The following is a 17,316-nucleotide window of genomic DNA, read 5'->3' on the forward strand; positions in this document are numbered from 1 at the left end:
ACATAAGCTCTGATAAAGGAATAACCTTGCGATGATCCTGATCCTACCCTCTTGGGGAGCAGTTCTCTAATCAGGCGATCGTTTGCGGCGACTGTTGGGTCGAGAAGGCTGGCAATCTGGTGCAGCATTTATAGGTTTCGATCGAAATCTATAGAAAGAATAATTAATGGTTTTGAAACCCTGCGCCAAGAATATAACGATCAGCTTGTCTAAGCATTTCTCAGCGTTACATAAACTCAACAAAATTCTTCTCCGTAAAGCCATGAAGTTTTGTAAAAAGCTCCGGTCTTTGCACAAAAATGTATTCTCTAATACAAATCTATCGCCTCGAAATTAATGCAATCAAAATTGACCTCAATGGTGACTGAGTGCTAACCCTAATCTCGCAAATAGTTCCGCGAGTGAATTGCTAGAGATTTGGTTAAAAACCTGGTGTTAGAACTCTTTAAAGCGCTCAATTGTTAAGTAGATTGTTTAGATAGATTTTCCGAAAACTGCTAGAGCTGTACTTTATTCATCCTTTCTGCTGTGAAAAGACCTGTTGCGAAAAGACAGTTTTTGACAAGATCTACAACAAGATCTAAACTCTTACTTCCGTTTCGCTGCTCTTGATTAATTGCGTTTACCGCTTCGCTTGATCAGACTGTTTCTGAAATCGAAGATTGAGTGGCAGCAGGTTTTATGCTTGCTTCGCTTCCTTTTGTGTTTTTGAAGAATTTCTTTGTGCTGAAAACTGTGCTGAAAAAATTCCGCTTGTTACGCTGCTTGGTTTACGGTTCTCCAGCAGTACATGGGTTGGAACTGCCGCCGCTCAAACCACAGCAGAAAACCCAATTAATTCGGGTGATAAAGCAGTTTGTGCTGCTCTCGGCAGCTTTGGTACTGTTTATGACGCCGGGATTAGCGTTTTTCTAGGGTGGGCTGGTGCGATCGCGCAACGTGCTGAACACCATGATGAGTGGTTCGCTCACCTCGGTCTGCTGTTTCTGTGCAGTGAGTTTGCGAGCGAAGCTGAAATTCGATGACTCGCTCGACTCAGGCAGGTTTCGGTTCTAATTCTCTTCTAATAAGCATGGAAAGGCGTACTTCTCCAGGGAGTGCGCTTTTTTTGGGTGCTAGACCTTAGCGGCGCGGCAGCGTGACTGTTACGATCGTTCCCTGACCGAGTTCACTGTCGATCGCCACTGTTCCCTGATGCAGTCGCACAATCCACTGAACTACGGCTAAGCCCAACCCGACTCCGGGCGTTCCTGGCACTGAGTTGGCATTACTGGCGCGATAAAACTGCTGGAAGACCTCGTTTTGCTCGGCAGCCGGAATTCCAATGCCGCGATCGCGCACAGTCAGCACAAATTCGCCTGGCTCGGCGCGAAGCTCAAACTGCACAGTGCCGCCCTGAGGAGAAAAGCGAACTGCGTTTTGCAAAAGATTGGTGAAAAGCTGCTGAAACAGCGTCACATCGACGGAAGCAGAGGCATTGCCCTGGTCATCGTAAACGAACTCAAGCTGATGGGTGCTTTGAGGTGGCAATTTCCAGCCAGAAACGATCGTTTGACAGAGAGTCGCAAGATTAACCGGTTCTGGGCAAAACTGAATCGCGTTTGACTCGGCAGTCGTGAGCGTCAACGTATTTTTAAGGGTTTGGCTGATGCGGTTGACGTTGGAGTTGATCATGTAAAAGCAGCGATCGTCATCCTGCAAGCTGTTTCGGCTGCGGTTGAGCTTCAGCATTTGGGTTGCGGTGTTAATGATCGAAAGCGGGGTGCTGAACTCGTGGGAAATTGTTTCTAACAACTGAGCCATTAGAAGGTTGAGGGACTGTTCTTTTTCCAATGCCGCTTCAAGCTGAGTTTGCAGATTCATGAGCTCTTGATGCCGCGTCTCTAGCTCTGCGGTGCGATCGGCAATCCTGGTTTCGAGTACCTGATTCAGGGATTCTAACTGGGTCTGAGCCGTAACGCGATCGGCAACTTCCTGCTGAAGCTCCTGCTGGAGCCGACTAATGCGAAGCTGATTTTCAACTCGAACAATGACTTCAGCAATCTCGAAAGGCTTGGTAATGTAGTCTATCCCCCCGCTCTCAAATGCCTCGATCCTATCGACTGCGTCGGTGCGGGCACTGAGAAAAATAACGGGAATATGCTGAAGGCGATCGTCTGCTTTAATCAAGCGACAAACTTCGTAGCCATTCATTCCCGGCATCATGAGATCAAGCAAGATGAGGTCGGGTGAGCTGATTTGGGCAGAAGCGATCGCTTGATCACCGCTCACCGCTTCGTGCACCTGATAGCCTTGACTCGTCAGCAAACTCGACAACATCTGCAATTCATCTGCTGCGTCATCCACAATCAGAATATCGGCAGTGAACGTTACAGCACTCATAACAGCCCAAACTCCAGCCAGCGGCTAATTTCTTCGAGCGCAAATCCACCGATCGAGTTAATGCATGAAACACCCTATTGATTAACCGCAGTTTGCCCAATCATCAAGCGGAAACTGCATCTCACACGCGAATTTGTGAAGACCTCATGCAGGCATGATTCTGAACGCTTTAAATTACCTTTGAAAGCAACCCCGAAAACTTCCTTCTAAAGCCCAAGTTTTGACTTCATTCATCTCGCATTAATCTAAACTATTCCACAAGCGCAAATTTTGACAGCGTGAGTTGGGCAGTTTTATTAGATCTCGGTAGTTTAGCTCTCCGTACTTTAAGTAGGGAGCTTCACTCAGCGGAACTAAATAGTTTAGATCTCCGTACTTTGAATAGAGGGGTTTCACTCAGCAGAACCGATATGCTCCAATGTTAATATGTGATCAGTCAAATATGGGTGAATCCCAACGTGAATTGATGACTACAATGCTGCAACAAAGAATTCAGCAACACCAATTTATTAGCGATCTGCGAATTCGGCTGCTCCGCCTGCACAAAACCCTTCTGGAAATGGAGCGGATAGTGTATGAGCAAAAACAGGGACAAGTTTCAAAAAGAGAACTGCTGCGGCTCGTCCTGACCGATGCTCAGTTTGACTGGCTCCACCGTCTATCACGGCTGATTGTGCGGTTTGATGACTTGCTTCATGCTGATGAGCCAGTTACGTCTGAGGCAATCGACATTCTGGTAGCAGAAGTGGCTGCCCTGCTCACCCCGGCTGAGAATGGCGATGAGTTTGCCCAAAAGTATGAGGCTGCGCTTCAGCTTGACCCCGATGTGGTGCTGGCACACGCCGATGTGACCCTATTTCTGGCATCGCGTGAATAATTCTACGGAAGTCAATTTGAATGAAGCCAACTGAGCTACCGCAGCACAGGGTTCAGCAGATGCCGAGCAATTTCTTCAGGATTCCAGACTGCGACGGCTGCATTTAGCTCTACTGCCGCTCTTGGCATTCCATATACCACACAGCTTGCTTCGTCCTGGGCGATCGTGTACCAGCCCTGGCTGCGGAGCAAGCTTAGTCCTTCTGCGCCGTCGCGCCCCATGCCGGTAAGCAAAATCGCGGTTCCTCTGGCCCGCCAATAGTTTGCCAGACTTTTAAAAAAGACATCGACTGAAGGACGGTAAGGGTATTGAGTCGGCTCTTTTACATAGGTCAGAGTTCGATCGATTTGCAGCGACAGGTGATCATCTGTAGTAGCAACGAGCGCCGTTCCTTTCGTCGGTCGATCGCCAATGGCTGCTTTTCTAACCGTGAGGGCAGTCTGGTGGTCGAGCCAGTCGATTAAGCCTGCGGCAAACTGGGCATCAACGTGCTGCACAATCACAATTGCGGACGCGAAATTAGCAGGTAGGGGCGCGAGGAGAGTGGCGAGGGCTTTGGGTCCACCTGTGGAAGCGCCGATCGCAATTAAGGAAGGGGTAGAAGAGTAGAAGGGTAGAGGAGTAGAAGAGTGGAGGGGTGGAGAGGTGAGAGGACGAGGGGATGAGGAGAGTTGGGAGAGAGTGGGGCGAACGGGGCGAAAAGCAGAAGAGTTGGGGGTGGATTTGCGAATGAGTTTTTCGATCGTGGCAATTTTGCGGAGCAGGGTTTGGGTAATTTCGGGATTGCCGTAGCTTCCAAGAATGGGGGTGTTAACGGCATCGAGTGCGCCATAGCTCATGGCTTCATACACTTTTGCTGCGTTTTGTTTTACGTCTGCAGTGACGATGAGAATCGCACAGGGCGATCGCTTCATAATTTGCCTTGTGGCTTCTACTCCGTCTATTCCAGGCATGATCAGATCCATCAGAATTAGATCAGGCGTGTCCTGAGCGCATTTTGCGATCGCTTCGGTTCCGTTTGTTGCAACCCAAACGACTTGGTGTTCGGCAACGGTTAACAGCACCCGCCGCATTGCTTCAGTGGCAATTACCATGTCGTTTACAATTGCAATTCTCATGTTGTTTTAATAAAGTTTTCTATCTCAATCTATTCTCAAACAGTCTTTAGCCAATTTCTTTAATTTAATTAGAAGATAATTAGAGGAGGTTTGAGCAGTCGCGGTTCCTTGAATTTAGTGGATTCAGTAGATTCATTGGATTGATTCAATTCATTCACCAATCAAATCGGTCACTGCTCGAATCAGGGTGTCATCATGAAAGCTATTCTTTGTTAAATAATAATCTGCTCCTGCTTCTAATCCCTGAATTCGATCGTCGTCTCGATCGCGGTAAGAGACAACAATCACGGGAATCGACCGAAACCGCGAGTGTTTTTTGATCTCTTTAATTAACTCAATTCCATTCATCCGAGGCATATCAATATCGCTAATCACCAGATCGTAGGGATACGACCGGATGGCGTTCCAGCCTTCCATTCCATCCACTGCGACATCAACCACATAGCCGCGATTTTGCAGCAGTTTGCGCTCCATTTCCCGCACGGTGATCGAATCGTCCACCACTAACACTCGTTTTGTATCCTCTCCTTGGCGCGATCGCTTCCCAGCCTCCCCTGAAGAAGATTGCGTCTCGCCCAGTTTTGCCAGTCGTCCATTATTGAGCAGTCCGGTGAGCGATCGAATCAAGTCAGACACATCCAGAATCAGTACCAGCGAACCATTTGCCATGAGCGCAGCCGCACTCACATCCTGCACCTTTCCCAGGCGCGGATCAAGCGGACGCACAACGAGTTCTCGTTCTCCCACGCAGCGGTCGACCATTAAGCCGTAGGTAGCGGACTGGTCACTCAGAATCACAACCCAGAGCGGATCGGGTGTGGCATTAGGCGGCGGCAAATCCAGAACCTGATACAGCGAAATTAGCCCAATATTGCGATCGTCCAGCGTGAAATACTGCCGATTTTCAACGGTGGAAATTTCCTCTGGTTTAAGCGTCACAATCTGATCGATCCGCGCCAGGGGAAAAGCATATACCTCGCCTGCCACTTCGACCAGCAGCGTTCGTACAACAGAGAGCGTCAGCGGAAGCTGAAAATGAAAGCTTGTGCCTTTTCCGGGCTTTGAGGAAACGCGCACCGTGCCGCCCACTTCCTGCGCCATACTCTTGACAATATCCAGCCCCACGCCCCGTCCCGAAATTTCTGTAACCTCAGTAGAGAGCGAAAATCCGGGCAGAAAGAGAAACTCCATCAGTTCGGCATTCGATAGTCTTGCAGCAACATCGGGCATAACCAAATGCCGATCGACTGCTCGTCGTCGCAATCGCTGCACATCAATCCCCGCTCCATCATCGACGATCGTGATTGCCAGCATTCCACCCCGGTGGGCTGCCTCTAGCCGGATTCTGCCTTCGGGCGGTTTGCCTGCCGCGATCCGGTCTTGAGGAGATTCGATGCCGTGATCGATCGCATTTCTGAGAATGTGCGTAATGGGAGCCTCCAACCTACCGAGAATATCGCGATCGACCGACGTAGATTTGCCGATAATTTCCAGCCTCGCTTGCTTGTTCAAACTACGGGCAAGATCGCGTACCATCCGAGAAAAGTTTTGCACCCCTTCTTCAAACGGACGCATGTGAGACGTGATCACTTCATGGTAAAGCCGATCGGACAGGCTAGTGGTACGACGGATAAACTCCTCAAGTTCCGTGAGCCGATCGCTAAGCAGATTGCGGCACCGCTGCTCTTGCTGACGAACCGTTTCAAACATCGTCTGTTCTACCTGACTTAGCCCAACCTGGTTTAACAAACGCTGTTCTAGCGCCTCTAGACTGGCGGCAAGCCGGATTTGCTGCGATCGAACCTGCATTAGCGCATCGGCAAAAACGGGCAAAGCGTTCGCCTCGATCAGCGATTCTCCGGCAAGCCCCATAATCCGATTGAGATTTTCTGCGCTGACTCGTACCACGCGCTGTGGCCCCGTGCTAGAAGGGGCACTATCCCGGCTAGAGGGTTTGATTCCCCCAGGGGAACTGCTTCGCATCACACTGCCGTTCGAGCTAGCATTCAGGGCAACATTCGAGCCAACATTCGAGCCAGTCACCAGCGAATGGGCAGCGTTTTTTTGATTTTTCCCCGTTCCATTCCCTGCGGCGGGAGCCTGTTCAGCAGTCTCTTTTTCCCCGTTTTCAGATGCCCCATTTTCAGATGCCCCGTTTTCAGAAAAAGGAGTGAATGCAGCCGTTCTTTCTGGCGGAGAATGCTCTGGCGATTCGCGCAGGGTTTGAATTATCGATCGCACCGAATCGATCGCCGCGTCGTGCTGGGTCAACCATGCGGATAAATCTCGATCGCTGACTTGGCTGAGGCTCTGCAACAGATCCACGCCGCGCAGCAGTTCATCAACTAAATCTGTGTTCAGGGTCAGTGTCCGATTTTGGGCGGCAACAAAGCAATCCTCCATTGTGTGTGCTAAATCCACCGCTGCATCCAGTCCGACAATCCGTGCCGCGCCTTTGATTGAATGGGCAGCCCGCATGAGTGCCTCAAGGGGTTGGGTTGCCATTGGCTGCGCTTCCAGGGTCAGCAGCCCATTGTTCAAAGTTTTTGCCTGTTCCTCGACTTCCAGACGAAACAGATCCAGCATCTGGGCATCGATCAGGGGATTTGCAGGGAATTGGGGTGGGGGGCTAAGACTCTGAATGCCCCCTAAATCTCCCAATTCTGAGGGACTGTGAGCAGCAGGGAATTCTTCAGGCTGAAATGCTTCGAGATAAGGGCGATCGAGAAACGTTTCGTCCTGGAGGTCGGTGATAATCTCGATCGGGTTAATAGGGGGGTTCGCAGCTTGCAGGATAGCAATGTCTTCCAAGTGAGTCGCCAGCCAGGTTGCTCGATCGGATTCATCCAGGTGACTGACCTCGATCAGCCAATCGGCTGCCTGAAGAAGGCGATCGATCTCCTGGAGACTCAGTTCAATGCCTCGTTGGGCGGCGGTTAGCTGCGTCTGAATTGCCCGAATCACAAGCAGTACTGCTTCCACACCCACAACCTGAGCCAGCCCGTGAATCGTCTTCAGGGCTTCTAACCCATCCTGAATCTCGTGCGCCGATCGAGGCTGCTGTTTAAGCATCATCAAGTGCTGCTTCAGGCTTGCAACCTGAGCTGCAACTTCTTGACGAAACAGATCCAGCATGGAGTAGTCAGGCATTTGGGGCGGGAGGGGTGGAAAAGTGGACGGGTGGGGAGATGGGGGGATGGGGAAGGGGGGTTAGAGGAGGCGACGATCGAGGGTGTCGAGTAAACGGTCAGCATCCAGATAATTGACTTTTTCGCCGCGCCAGTCAATGATCCCCTGGGTATAAGCCTTTTGGGTTTTAGCAACGACCACGGGGGGTTCCTGGAGTTCGTTGGGGTGGAAGCGATAGACCCGATGGACTTCGTCTGCCGGAAATACCCAGCGGTTTTCCTGGCCTCCAATCACTATCATGCGGCGCAGGTTAATGCGGCTGTAGGTGGGGTCGATCGGCATTTCGACGTTAAGAAACTGGCTGAGGGAAAAACAGGGCAAAATTTCGCCGCGAATGTTGACCAGTCCCAAAAACAGATCGTTGGTGCGATGGGGCAGTGTATGAATGGGCGAAGGACTGGTGACTTCCTGAAGGACGCACACAGGCAGGGCAAATCGTTCGCTGCCCAGTCGAAAAATCATCGCGGACTGCGTTGCTTTTGCTTGCCCAATCTTGAGCGAATCCTCTGAGAGAGCGGCGGTAGCAGTTCCAGCTTGAGAGTTAGCCTGTTGTGCCAGGATTTGCGTCCACTCCTGAAGATAATCGAGCGGAATTTCCCGATCTAAAAGCCTCCGTCCTGCCGTTTCCGGGTCATTGCCCGATTGATCGCCAGTTCCATTCGTTGAAGCCAAAGCCGTTTCCGCTTCTTCCCGGAAAAAATTGCCTCCATCCTCAAGCGAATTCCAGCCATTCTCAGAAATCATTTCCGCCTCTCCATTGCCGCTCTGCCCATCTCTTCATCCATTTATTTACCCATTCATTTACCCATTCACCCATCTATTCACTCACTACACCTTAAACTGCGAAATCTCCCGCTGAAGCCCCTGCGCCGCATCATCGAGCTGAGTCAGTGCATTATTAGTTTCCTGAATCGACTGCATGGTCTGGAAAGAAGCATCGCTCAACTGGGCGATCGCCGTACTGATTTGCTCGGCTCCACGATACTGCTCACCCATGCGCTGACTGATGGTCTCAAATTGGGGCGGTAATCCCTGCACGTCTTGAATAAAGTTGGCAATTTGCAGGCTGATTTCACCGACTTCCTGCACGTATTGCGTGACTTCGCGGCTGAACCTGTCCATCTCGATAACACCAGTGGACACTGAGGACTGCATTCCCTTCACCATTTGCTCAATTTCGAGAGTTGCTAGGGCAGACTGGTCAGCAAGACGGCGGATTTCTCGCGCCACGACTGCAAATCCAGCTCCGTATTCGCCTGCTTTTTCAGCTTCGATCGCCGCATTCAGCGATAGCAAATTGGTTTGATCTGCGACTTTTGTAATAGTTGTGACGACGTTGTTAATATTGTTTGCTTTTTCATCCATTACCTTTAACTTGGACGAGATAGACTGTGTTGCAATCACTAAGCTTTGCATTGCCGCCTGAATCTTTTCGAGATTCTCCTGGCTGTTCACCGCAGCATTTGTAGTGGATTGGGCAGTGTCGGCAACATCATCCATTTCTTGGGCGAGTTCCCCGGCAGTTGCAGCAATCTGGCGCGAGGTGGCTTTGACTTCGTGCATTGAGGCGACTTGTTCATTGACCGTGGCTTCGAGCTGTCTGCCTGCGGCTGCAATTTGTGTTGTCGAGGTGCTGATTTGAATGCCCGATCGCTGTGCCTGGGCAATCAAACCATTGAGGCTTTTAATCATTTCCCGAAACGCCCGCAGCAGCCGCCCAACTTCGGTAGGGTCTTTGGTTGGGTTGATCGTTTGCGTCAGATCACCTCTGGCAATCGCAGTCGCCGCATCCACGATCGGGGGCAACTGGCGGCGCAGAGGCAGAGTTACAACCAGGCCGGCGGCAAGCGTCGCGAGAATGGTGATGCCTGTGCCAATTACAATCAGCCGCAGCAAAGAATTCTGAGCATTTTGAACCGCTTGATTATTGCGATTTAGCCCGTCTTCTAGTTCGCCCACGACCCGGTCGCGCTGTGCCACGGCATTTACAATTCGCTGTTGTCGCACTTCTTCTCTTGCCTGAGGGATGCGATTTTCGCCGACCAGTCGAAAGGCGTTTTGCAGGGCGCGATCGTACTCTTCACCCAACTGGGCTAAAGCTTCGACCGAGGGTCGGGTCTGCGAATCAGAAAGGGCGATCGCCGTTCTTGCGCTTTCGGTAAATGCTTCGCGGGCATCGGCGTAGGAATCGTTCGCAGCCGCTGCTTCGCCAGGAAACAGCACATAGGCACGGGTCACACCGGTCATCCGGTTGAGTCCATCTACCAGCCCGTTGACGCTGCGGATTTGACGCTCGATTCGATCGCTCTGCTGCTGAAGTTGAAAGGTGCGCGTGCTGGATTCGTAAACAATAATGCTCAATCCCAACAAAGCCAGAAGCGGAATCGAGTACCCCAGCAAAATGCGATTCGTAATTCTATTCCAGGTCGATCGAACCATAGTTAACTGCCTGATTGAGACTGTTCATATCCTTGCTCAGCAAGCCGCTGCGCTCGCCGCTTCAGTCTTTGTGCCTCAACCCAATTACCCTGCTGCTCCTTGAGTAACGCCAGGTGAACTAAGGCTTCATAGGCGTTGGGATTGAGATAAATCGCCTTCTGGAAGCATCGTTCTGCCTGTTTGGGCTGGTTGAGTCCCTGATAAATTTCGCCTAACAGCAAGTAAGCGATCGGCTGCGCTGAGTTTGCCCGCACATAAGATTCACAGAGTTGGGCTGCCTGAGTCAACTGTCCGCGATCAGCAAGCTGCCTGGCAGTTTCTAGCGGAGCCGGGAAAGGCTGAACAAAAGCTGGACGGGGGTTTACCGGGTTAAGTTTTGCTAAAGTGGATTTTGGCGCAGAAGACGAGTTGCCTGAATCTCGTGATTGTGCAGGACTTTGAACTGCGGTTTGCTTCAGCCAAGGGCTGGAAAGACGGAGTTTAGAGTAGTTTGCTTTGGTAGACTCTTTACGCTTTAGCAATGCCGCCGCAGTTGCATTCGGGGGTGCAGCGTCTGCGTCTAAAGCAGTTCTTGAAGTAGTTCTGAAAGTCGTTCCTGAAGTCGTTTGCAAGTTTGGCAAAAACACCTTTTGGTAGGCAAAGGCAAACGGATGATCAATCGATTGATAGTTTCGATTTGCCATTTGACCCGTTTCAGCAGATCCCAAAAACAAAAGCCCCAGCGGCAACAGGGCACGATCGAGCGATTCAATCACTTGATGGCGAGCTGCTTCATCAAGATAAATCAGCAAATTGCGGCAAAAAATAGCGTGATACTGTTTGCCCAGCAGAAAACGCGGTTCCAGAACATTGCCCTGGATAAAATTCACGCTTTCGCGGACAATTGGTCGGACTTCGTAGCCTTCTGCAAAGCCTTCTGGTCGGACTTGAAAATAATGCTCTAGATTTTGAATTGCGCCGCCGCGAAACGACTTCTTGCGATAGATGCCTGCCCGCGCTTTAATCAGAGCTTGCTGACTAACATCAACCGCATCAATTCGAAACTGAGCCGGAGTCAGTCCGCTATCCAGTAGGGTCATGGCGATCGAGTAGGGTTCTTCTCCGGTCGAGCAGGGTACGCTGAGAATGTGCAAAACTGCATCAGGATCGATCGATTTGACCCCAAACTGCACGTTTTCATACTTTTCCTTCACGTACTTTTCTTGCACGAATTGACGCAAATACTGAAACGGTTCCCGATCGCGGAAAAACCACGTTTCTGGAACCACCACGGCTTCGATGAGCTGATTAAGTTCCTGAGGAGAGGATTGCACCAGCGCGAGATAGGCGACTCGATCGGGGAGCTGGCAAGCAATTTGACGCTGTTCAACAGCTCGTTCAATGATTCGTGAACCAACGCTGTTGGCATCTAGCCCTAGCTTCTGTCTCAGCAGTGCCTCAATTGTGTTCTGCACCATTTGCCTGACCGTTTCCTGCAATTAATAACGTGGTTTGATGAGCATCAGTAATAAGATGCTCCCAATTAATTTTTTGAATAATGCCTTTTTGATCAATAAATAATTCGCCCAAATAGGGTGAACTGCTGATTTGTTCTGTAGTTTTTAGCTGATCATGCGATACTTTTAGCGTTTCAGTCACTCGTTCTGCGATTAATCCTAACGAGCGTTGCGAACCATTTTCGTTTGCCGTCTGCTCTGAGTTAACGCTGTAGTTCACCAAAATGACACGAGTGCTGTAGCAAACCTGACACGATTCGCCGCGAATCAAATGACACAAATCAATTACAGGTACAATGCTGCCGCGATAGTTGAAAACGCCTGCCAGATAATCAGGAGCAGGATGAATCCCTCTGAGTAACACCATCGGGATAATCTCAATCACCTTCTCAGTATCGATCGCATATAGGTTTTCTCCAACGTGAAACAACAGCAGCAGCATCGATCCAACCTTGCGTTCAAATTTGAATTGAGATCAAAATAAACTTTACTGAAATAACACATTGGCTTATAAGCATAGCGCAACGAACTGTACCTCACATCTTCCGTAGGGTTGGAAGTTTTTTGTCGTAAAAAATTCATTTCGCGATCGATTACGATAGGTCGTAAAACATTCGATTCAACTGGCTCAAAGGTATATCTGAAGTAGGAAGTTGCTTGCTGATTTGAATGGAGTCGTTCAGAATTCTGTAGGATAAACAGCAATTATTAATTTTCCTCCAGCTTCTAAGAAAGTGACTACTATCGCACATTCCCAACCGGCTACAAACCCTGTCCTCGCAAATCTGATTGCAGCTGCCATTATGGGACTGCTGACGGTGACGAGTGCAGTTTCCTTTGGTAAGGTAATTTTTGCCGGTGACTTGGCTCCTATGCTGCCGTTTGGAATCGGGCTACTGCTTTTTAGCTCTGTTATCGTGAGCGGAGTAACTGGAGCATTAAGCTCGTATCCTGCCCTGATAGTCACGATCGCCGAAGTCACCGTTCCCATTTTTAGCCTGATCGCGAAGCAGGTTGTGGCAGGTATGCCTGATGCCCCGGTCGAGCAAAAGCTCATGACACTGGTAGCAACCTTTGCAATTAACAGCTTTGCAACGGGGGCAATTTTTTTAGGGCTGGGCAAGTTTAAGCTGGGAAGCTTTGTGCGATTTATTCCTTATCCAGTTGTCGGTGGCTTTCTGGCGGCGATCGGCGCACTCTTGCTGATGGCGGCGTTGGGGTCGGTTTCAGGTTTGAGTTTGCAGCCTTTCTCGATCGCCTCCTTTTTTCAGTTCAATGTGCTGCTGCAATGGCTTCCGGCTCTGATTTTTGCGGTCGTGATGTTCATCCTGCCGCAGCGGGTGAATCATTTTGCGGTTTATCCAGGGATTCTGACCGGGGCGGTCGCGCTGTTTTATTTAGGACTGTCGCTGACCGGAACCTCGATCGCCCAAGCAACCGAGCGGGGCTGGCTGTTGGGTAACGTGCCTTCCGGCGGACTGTATCAGTTTGCGACAGTTCAGGCATTTCAGCAGGCAGACTGGGGCGTTGTCATTCAGCAAATTCCGACGCTAGCAGCCCTCTGGCTGGTCTCGGCGATCGCCCTGCTGCTGCACACCAACGGCGTTGAACTGGTGGCATCCCGCGATCTGGATCTAAACCAGGAGCTGAGTGGAGCGGGCGTTGCGTGGCTACTTGCAGGGTTAGGCGGCGGCGTGGGCGGGTTTGCCAGTGCAGGAGAAAATGCTCTAGCTCACGATTTGGGAGTCACGAAACGTTGGGTCGGATGGGTAATTGCGGGAATGTGCTTGGCAATGATGCTGGGCGGTGCGCCGCTCTTGTCTTTGTTTCCCACATTTATTCTGATCGGAATGCCGCTGCTGATCACAATTGAATTCTTTAATGAATGGCTTTATGAAGCCTGGTTTAAGTTTTCGAGATCGGATTACGCGATTATTGTGCTGATTGTGCTGATCACTGTCACCGTAGGCTTTCTTCAGGCGATCGGGGCAGGTCTGGTGGCAGCGATCGTGCTGTTTGTAATTAGCTACAGTCAGCTCAATGTGACACGGCGAGTTAGTTCTGGCAACTATCACCACAGCAATGTGCTGCGAACCTCTAAAGAACTCGAAATTTTGGAGGCAGAAGGCGACCAGGCTTACATTGTGGAGCTGCAAGGGCTGATCTTTTTTGGAACCGCCAATAAGCTGCTTAATCAGGTTCGCGATCGAATTAATCATGACAACCTGCCGCCTGTTCGCTATGTTGTTCTTGATTTTCGCGTGGTGAGCGGGCTGGATGCCTCTGCTGTGCTCAGTTTCGCTAAACTCAAGCAAATTGCCAGCCAAAAACAGGTGCATTTGCTCTACACCAACCTGTCATCAGAGGCAAAGCAGCGGCTCAAGCAGGGAGACTGCCTGGATGAAAATGACCCCTTTTGCCACACGTTTTCCGACCTCGATCGCGGGCTGGAATGGTATGAGCAGCAGGTTTTGCAGCAGTATCAGCCTCAGGTCGAAAACAGCTTCCACAGTCCCGCTGCTGCCCTAGCGACCAATCTCAAAGCTGACTTTTCCGATCCCCACCAGGTCGATCGCCTGATGAACCGTCTGGAACTGCGGCAGGTCGCAGAGAATGAGTATTTGTTCCATCAAGGCGATCCGTTTGATGGGCTGTATTTTGTCGCGTCGGGGCAGGTTAGCGTGGTGCTGGAGTTAAACGATGGGCAAATCAAGCGCATCCGCACCTACACCGTGGGCAATACGATCGGGGAAATGGGACTTTATCGCCGCACAGTTCGTATGGCATCGGTAATTGCCGATAAGCCGAGTGCGCTCTACTTCCTATCTGCTGAAACGTTTGAGCAGATCGAAGACTCTGAGCCCGTTCTGGCATCCAATATCCACCGCTTTATTGTCGATTTGTTGGCAGAGCGACTTCAGCACCGCGAAGAGGAATTAAAACATTTGCTGGAGTCGGTTTAATCCCCCTTTAAACGCCTTTCAACGCCTGCTCATACCGCGTCCCTGCCTGCTCCCAGGTAAACTCCTGCTCGACCATCGATCGCGCTGCCTGAGAAAGCTGCTGACGCAAGCTAGCATCTTCAAACAGTCGCCCAATCGCGTGTAGATATTCATCGATCTGATTGGCGCGAATTGCCCGCAGAGGCACGGTTCCATCGACTGCCAGCCCTTCTAAGCCGCGATCGCTTCCGATCACTGGAACGCCTGCCGCCATTGCTTCCAGGGTTTTGTTTTTGATGCCAAATCCGGTACGCAGCGACACCACGCAGACGGTTGCCTGATGCAGTTCTTTCACCATTGACTCAACCGGTCCGGTGACGATCACGCCTGGGCGAGCTGCCAATTCCTGCACGGCGGGCACCGGGCGAGCACCCACAATCCGAAACACGGCATCCGGGTATCGCTGTTGAAGTTGGGGCAGTATCTCGATCGCAAAAAAACGCACCGCATCAATGTTGTGCGAAGCATCCATCGCGCCTACAAAAATCAGCGTCCTGCCGCCAGGATCGCTTGATCGAAGCGGAAACTGCACGAGATCGACCCCGTTGGGAATGACCTGAATTGGAGCCGTCGCTCCCAGATCGAGAAACTCCTGTCGATCGTCATCGGTGGTCACGACGATTTGGGAGAATTTACGGCAGTAGCGATACTCATAGCGACGCAACAGCGGCAGATAGAATCGATCGCGCAGCGGATGAACGGCTGCCTGGGTTTCCAGATGATGGCGCGTCCAGGCATAAACGGAGCTATGCACATCTACAATCGTGCGAATCTGATGGCGAAATTCGGGTCGGATATAGATTTCGTTAACGCTGTGTTCGCAGGTAATAACGTCAAATTGTTTTGAAGCCACAGCTCGATCGACCCAGGCTTGCAGTTCAGGCGAGTAGCGGTGCAGCACATTGGGCGGAGTTTGGCGCATCCAGGCTTGCCCAAAGCGAGCGACCCGCCCCAGAAGCTTGGCAGGCAAGGAAACTCCCTTCGGCTCCTGCGGCAGCGGAAAGACCACCAGATCTGAAAGATGCGATCGCAGGGCATCTACATCTGCATCGGAGACATCGCCATGACGCTGAGTAGCAACCGTAACGAAGTGCTGCTTTGCCAGTGATTTCAGCAGGTGAAACGTTCTCACCTCGGTGCCACCTCGACTAGGCGGATAGGGGAAGGTCGAAGACAGCATCAGAATACGGAGCGGGTGTGAGCTTGCCATGAGGGAAAACGTTGGGAAAACTGGAAAGACGCAGAGACGATCAAGTCTGCGGTTCAGTATGCCCACAACGGTAGGCTGATTCCCAGGCGAGCGATCAAAGCTGCTGCTCGTTAGTTAGAATCACCGATCGGGCACAATAGCCGCAACTCACCCTATCCTGGTTTCCCCATGCGTCGAATTCCCCAAAACCGCATCCAGCCCAAGATCAGCACGCTACCTCGACAGCGATCGGAGGCAGCAGCGTTTCTTGATATTTACAAGCTGGTAGTCGAGAAGAAGCGGCTTCAACAAGAGCTAGAAAACATGGAACAGCGCAGACAGCAGATTGCTAGCCGTCTAGCCACGCTCGATGCTCAGGTGGCAGACCTGGAAAAAAACGCCCAGCAGATTCGTAGCCAAACTGACTCAACCGACACAGCCCTGAAAACGGTCTTGAAAGAGCCTTCACAGCCGCAAAATAATCGCTTTAAAACGGACAGCTTTGAAACAGACAGCTTTGAAACGGATGGCTTTGAAACATTTTTTTTGGAGTATTGATTTGCCCTTGTTTTGCCCTGAATAGGCTCGTCTGATTCATTCTGATCGAGAAGAGGTTGACGCAACAAATCTAAATCACTTCATTCACGCTGCCAAAAGCGCACCGAATGGTTTCCTACAGATAGCTTCTCGCAGATAGGTTCTTGCAAATAGGTTCTTGCAGACGGGTTCTCAGGCGAAAGCTCAACCAATCGTCTTCCAACGATCGAATGCATAGAAATAGGATGCATGGAAACAGGATACTGAGCCGAATGCAATTCTGAACGTTATTTCAAACATGACTGTATATTTCTTGACGGACTGCTGCTGAATGCACTTCTGATTGAAGCATCGAGCAAACCAGATACACTACAGAAACTGCCGCACTAATGCATCGGAGCGGATCATGAGTCACAATCGTATCAATGATTCGTATTGATACAAGGTTATGAACATCGTGCCACTAGCATCAATGCGATCAGCATAATGTACATTAACGCACACTGATGCACAGCCAACTGACCCGGCTCCACTTCGCGTTTCAGATAAAATGAGTGAGAGCAAAGTGGGAAATCAGGGACTTTTGCAGGCTAGGAGTGAGCCTTTTCCTCACCATTTGCTGGCGATGCTGTAATCGCTGCTTCACCATGCTGCGCCAGTCGCTTTGTCGCAAAAATCTTTTAACAAAACTTAACAACCTCTTCAAAGTTGCTTCAAATTTGCTGTCTAATCTGCATTGTGCATTCTGGGGGCGGCAATCGATACTGTTATGCAGAACTTCGATCGCGGACTTCTGTGATGAATCGCTTGTTCTGCTGCATGAAACTGAGAAAACGAGACAGCTCTTTTTACGCCTGTTCCCAATTTCGATAGCGGATCATTTGCCGTACAACGTAATGTCTCCTCTGCCGTTTCATCCAGTCAAACACGAGCCCATTCAGAATGCGGTCGCTTTTCTGAGCTGGCTTCTAATCAACAGTTTTACTGAAACGACAGAGAGGCAGTAACCGTAGACGTAACACACATCTGGCTATCTGTGTACCTGCGCTTATCTGACAAAATTCCAGGTTGTAAGCTTTCCAGCCCG

General features: G+C 50.6%; 12 protein-coding genes. 4 read left to right on the forward strand and 8 right to left on the reverse strand.

Features of this window, described 5'->3' with window-relative positions:
* Positions 1-681 precede the first annotated feature (681 nt).
* The gene (locus H6F80_RS29255; protein ID WP_199296741.1) at positions 682-915 is read left to right on the forward strand and encodes an ammonium transporter; all 234 of its coding nucleotides are present in this window, start codon (positions 682-684) and stop codon (positions 913-915) included.
* Between the two features lie 207 nt (positions 916-1,122).
* On the opposite strand, the gene H6F80_RS21875 is transcribed toward H6F80_RS29255, so the two are convergent.
* On the reverse strand, positions 1,123-2,382 hold the full coding sequence (locus H6F80_RS21875; protein ID WP_190793646.1) for a hybrid sensor histidine kinase/response regulator: 1,260 nt from the start codon (positions 2,380-2,382) through the stop codon (positions 1,123-1,125).
* A 442-nt stretch (positions 2,383-2,824) separates the two neighbouring features.
* Between H6F80_RS21875 and H6F80_RS21880 the strand changes: the two genes are divergently transcribed.
* Positions 2,825-3,259 carry a hypothetical protein gene (locus tag H6F80_RS21880; RefSeq protein ID WP_242067506.1) on the forward strand — a complete coding sequence of 145 codons (435 nt, stop codon included), beginning with the start codon at positions 2,825-2,827 and terminating at the stop codon, positions 3,257-3,259.
* 35 nt (positions 3,260-3,294) lie between these two features.
* Here H6F80_RS21880 and H6F80_RS21885 read toward each other — a convergent pair whose 3' ends face one another.
* The 6 genes from H6F80_RS21885 to H6F80_RS21910 all read right to left on the reverse strand — a co-directional run bounded on the left by H6F80_RS21885 (position 3,295) and on the right by H6F80_RS21910 (position 11,943).
* Entirely contained in the window at positions 3,295-4,377 is a 1,083-nt protein-coding gene (locus H6F80_RS21885) for a chemotaxis response regulator protein-glutamate methylesterase (protein ID WP_190793647.1), read from the reverse strand.
* A gap of 150 nt (positions 4,378-4,527) precedes the next feature.
* On the reverse strand, positions 4,528-7,527 hold the full coding sequence (locus H6F80_RS21890; RefSeq protein ID WP_190793648.1) for a hybrid sensor histidine kinase/response regulator: 3,000 nt from the start codon (positions 7,525-7,527) through the stop codon (positions 4,528-4,530).
* A 60-nt stretch (positions 7,528-7,587) separates the two neighbouring features.
* Positions 7,588-8,310 carry a chemotaxis protein CheW gene (locus tag H6F80_RS21895; protein WP_190793649.1) on the reverse strand — a complete coding sequence of 241 codons (723 nt, stop codon included), beginning with the start codon at positions 8,308-8,310 and terminating at the stop codon, positions 7,588-7,590.
* A gap of 84 nt (positions 8,311-8,394) precedes the next feature.
* Positions 8,395-10,005 (reverse strand): methyl-accepting chemotaxis protein, encoded by a 1,611-nt coding sequence (locus tag H6F80_RS21900; RefSeq protein ID WP_190793650.1) that lies wholly within the window; start codon positions 10,003-10,005, stop codon positions 8,395-8,397.
* Positions 10,006-10,007: 2 nt separating this feature from the next.
* Entirely contained in the window at positions 10,008-11,462 is a 1,455-nt protein-coding gene (locus H6F80_RS21905) for a CheR family methyltransferase (RefSeq protein ID WP_190793651.1), read from the reverse strand.
* Complete coding sequence (locus H6F80_RS21910) at positions 11,443-11,943, reverse strand: chemotaxis protein CheW (protein ID WP_190793652.1); 501 nt, start codon at positions 11,941-11,943, stop codon at positions 11,443-11,445. Before H6F80_RS21910 ends, H6F80_RS21905 begins: the two co-directional genes overlap by 20 nt.
* Before the next feature lie 292 nt (positions 11,944-12,235).
* Here H6F80_RS21910 and H6F80_RS21915 point away from each other — a divergent pair, with 292 nt between their 5' ends.
* Positions 12,236-14,464 (forward strand): SulP family inorganic anion transporter, encoded by a 2,229-nt coding sequence (locus tag H6F80_RS21915; protein WP_190793653.1) that lies wholly within the window; start codon positions 12,236-12,238, stop codon positions 14,462-14,464.
* Between the two features lie 7 nt (positions 14,465-14,471).
* Here H6F80_RS21915 and H6F80_RS21920 read toward each other — a convergent pair whose 3' ends face one another.
* On the reverse strand, positions 14,472-15,713 hold the full coding sequence (locus H6F80_RS21920; RefSeq protein WP_190793654.1) for a glycosyltransferase family 4 protein: 1,242 nt from the start codon (positions 15,711-15,713) through the stop codon (positions 14,472-14,474).
* A gap of 168 nt (positions 15,714-15,881) precedes the next feature.
* Here H6F80_RS21920 and H6F80_RS21925 point away from each other — a divergent pair, with 168 nt between their 5' ends.
* Positions 15,882-16,250: a hypothetical protein gene (locus tag H6F80_RS21925; protein WP_190793655.1), complete on the forward strand. Its 369-nt coding sequence runs from the start codon at positions 15,882-15,884 to the stop codon at positions 16,248-16,250.
* The last annotated feature ends 1,066 nt before the right edge of the window (positions 16,251-17,316 follow it).

This window comes from Leptolyngbya sp. FACHB-711, assembly GCF_014695615.1.
Lineage (GTDB): Bacteria > Cyanobacteriota > Cyanobacteriia > Elainellales > Elainellaceae > Leptolyngbya_A.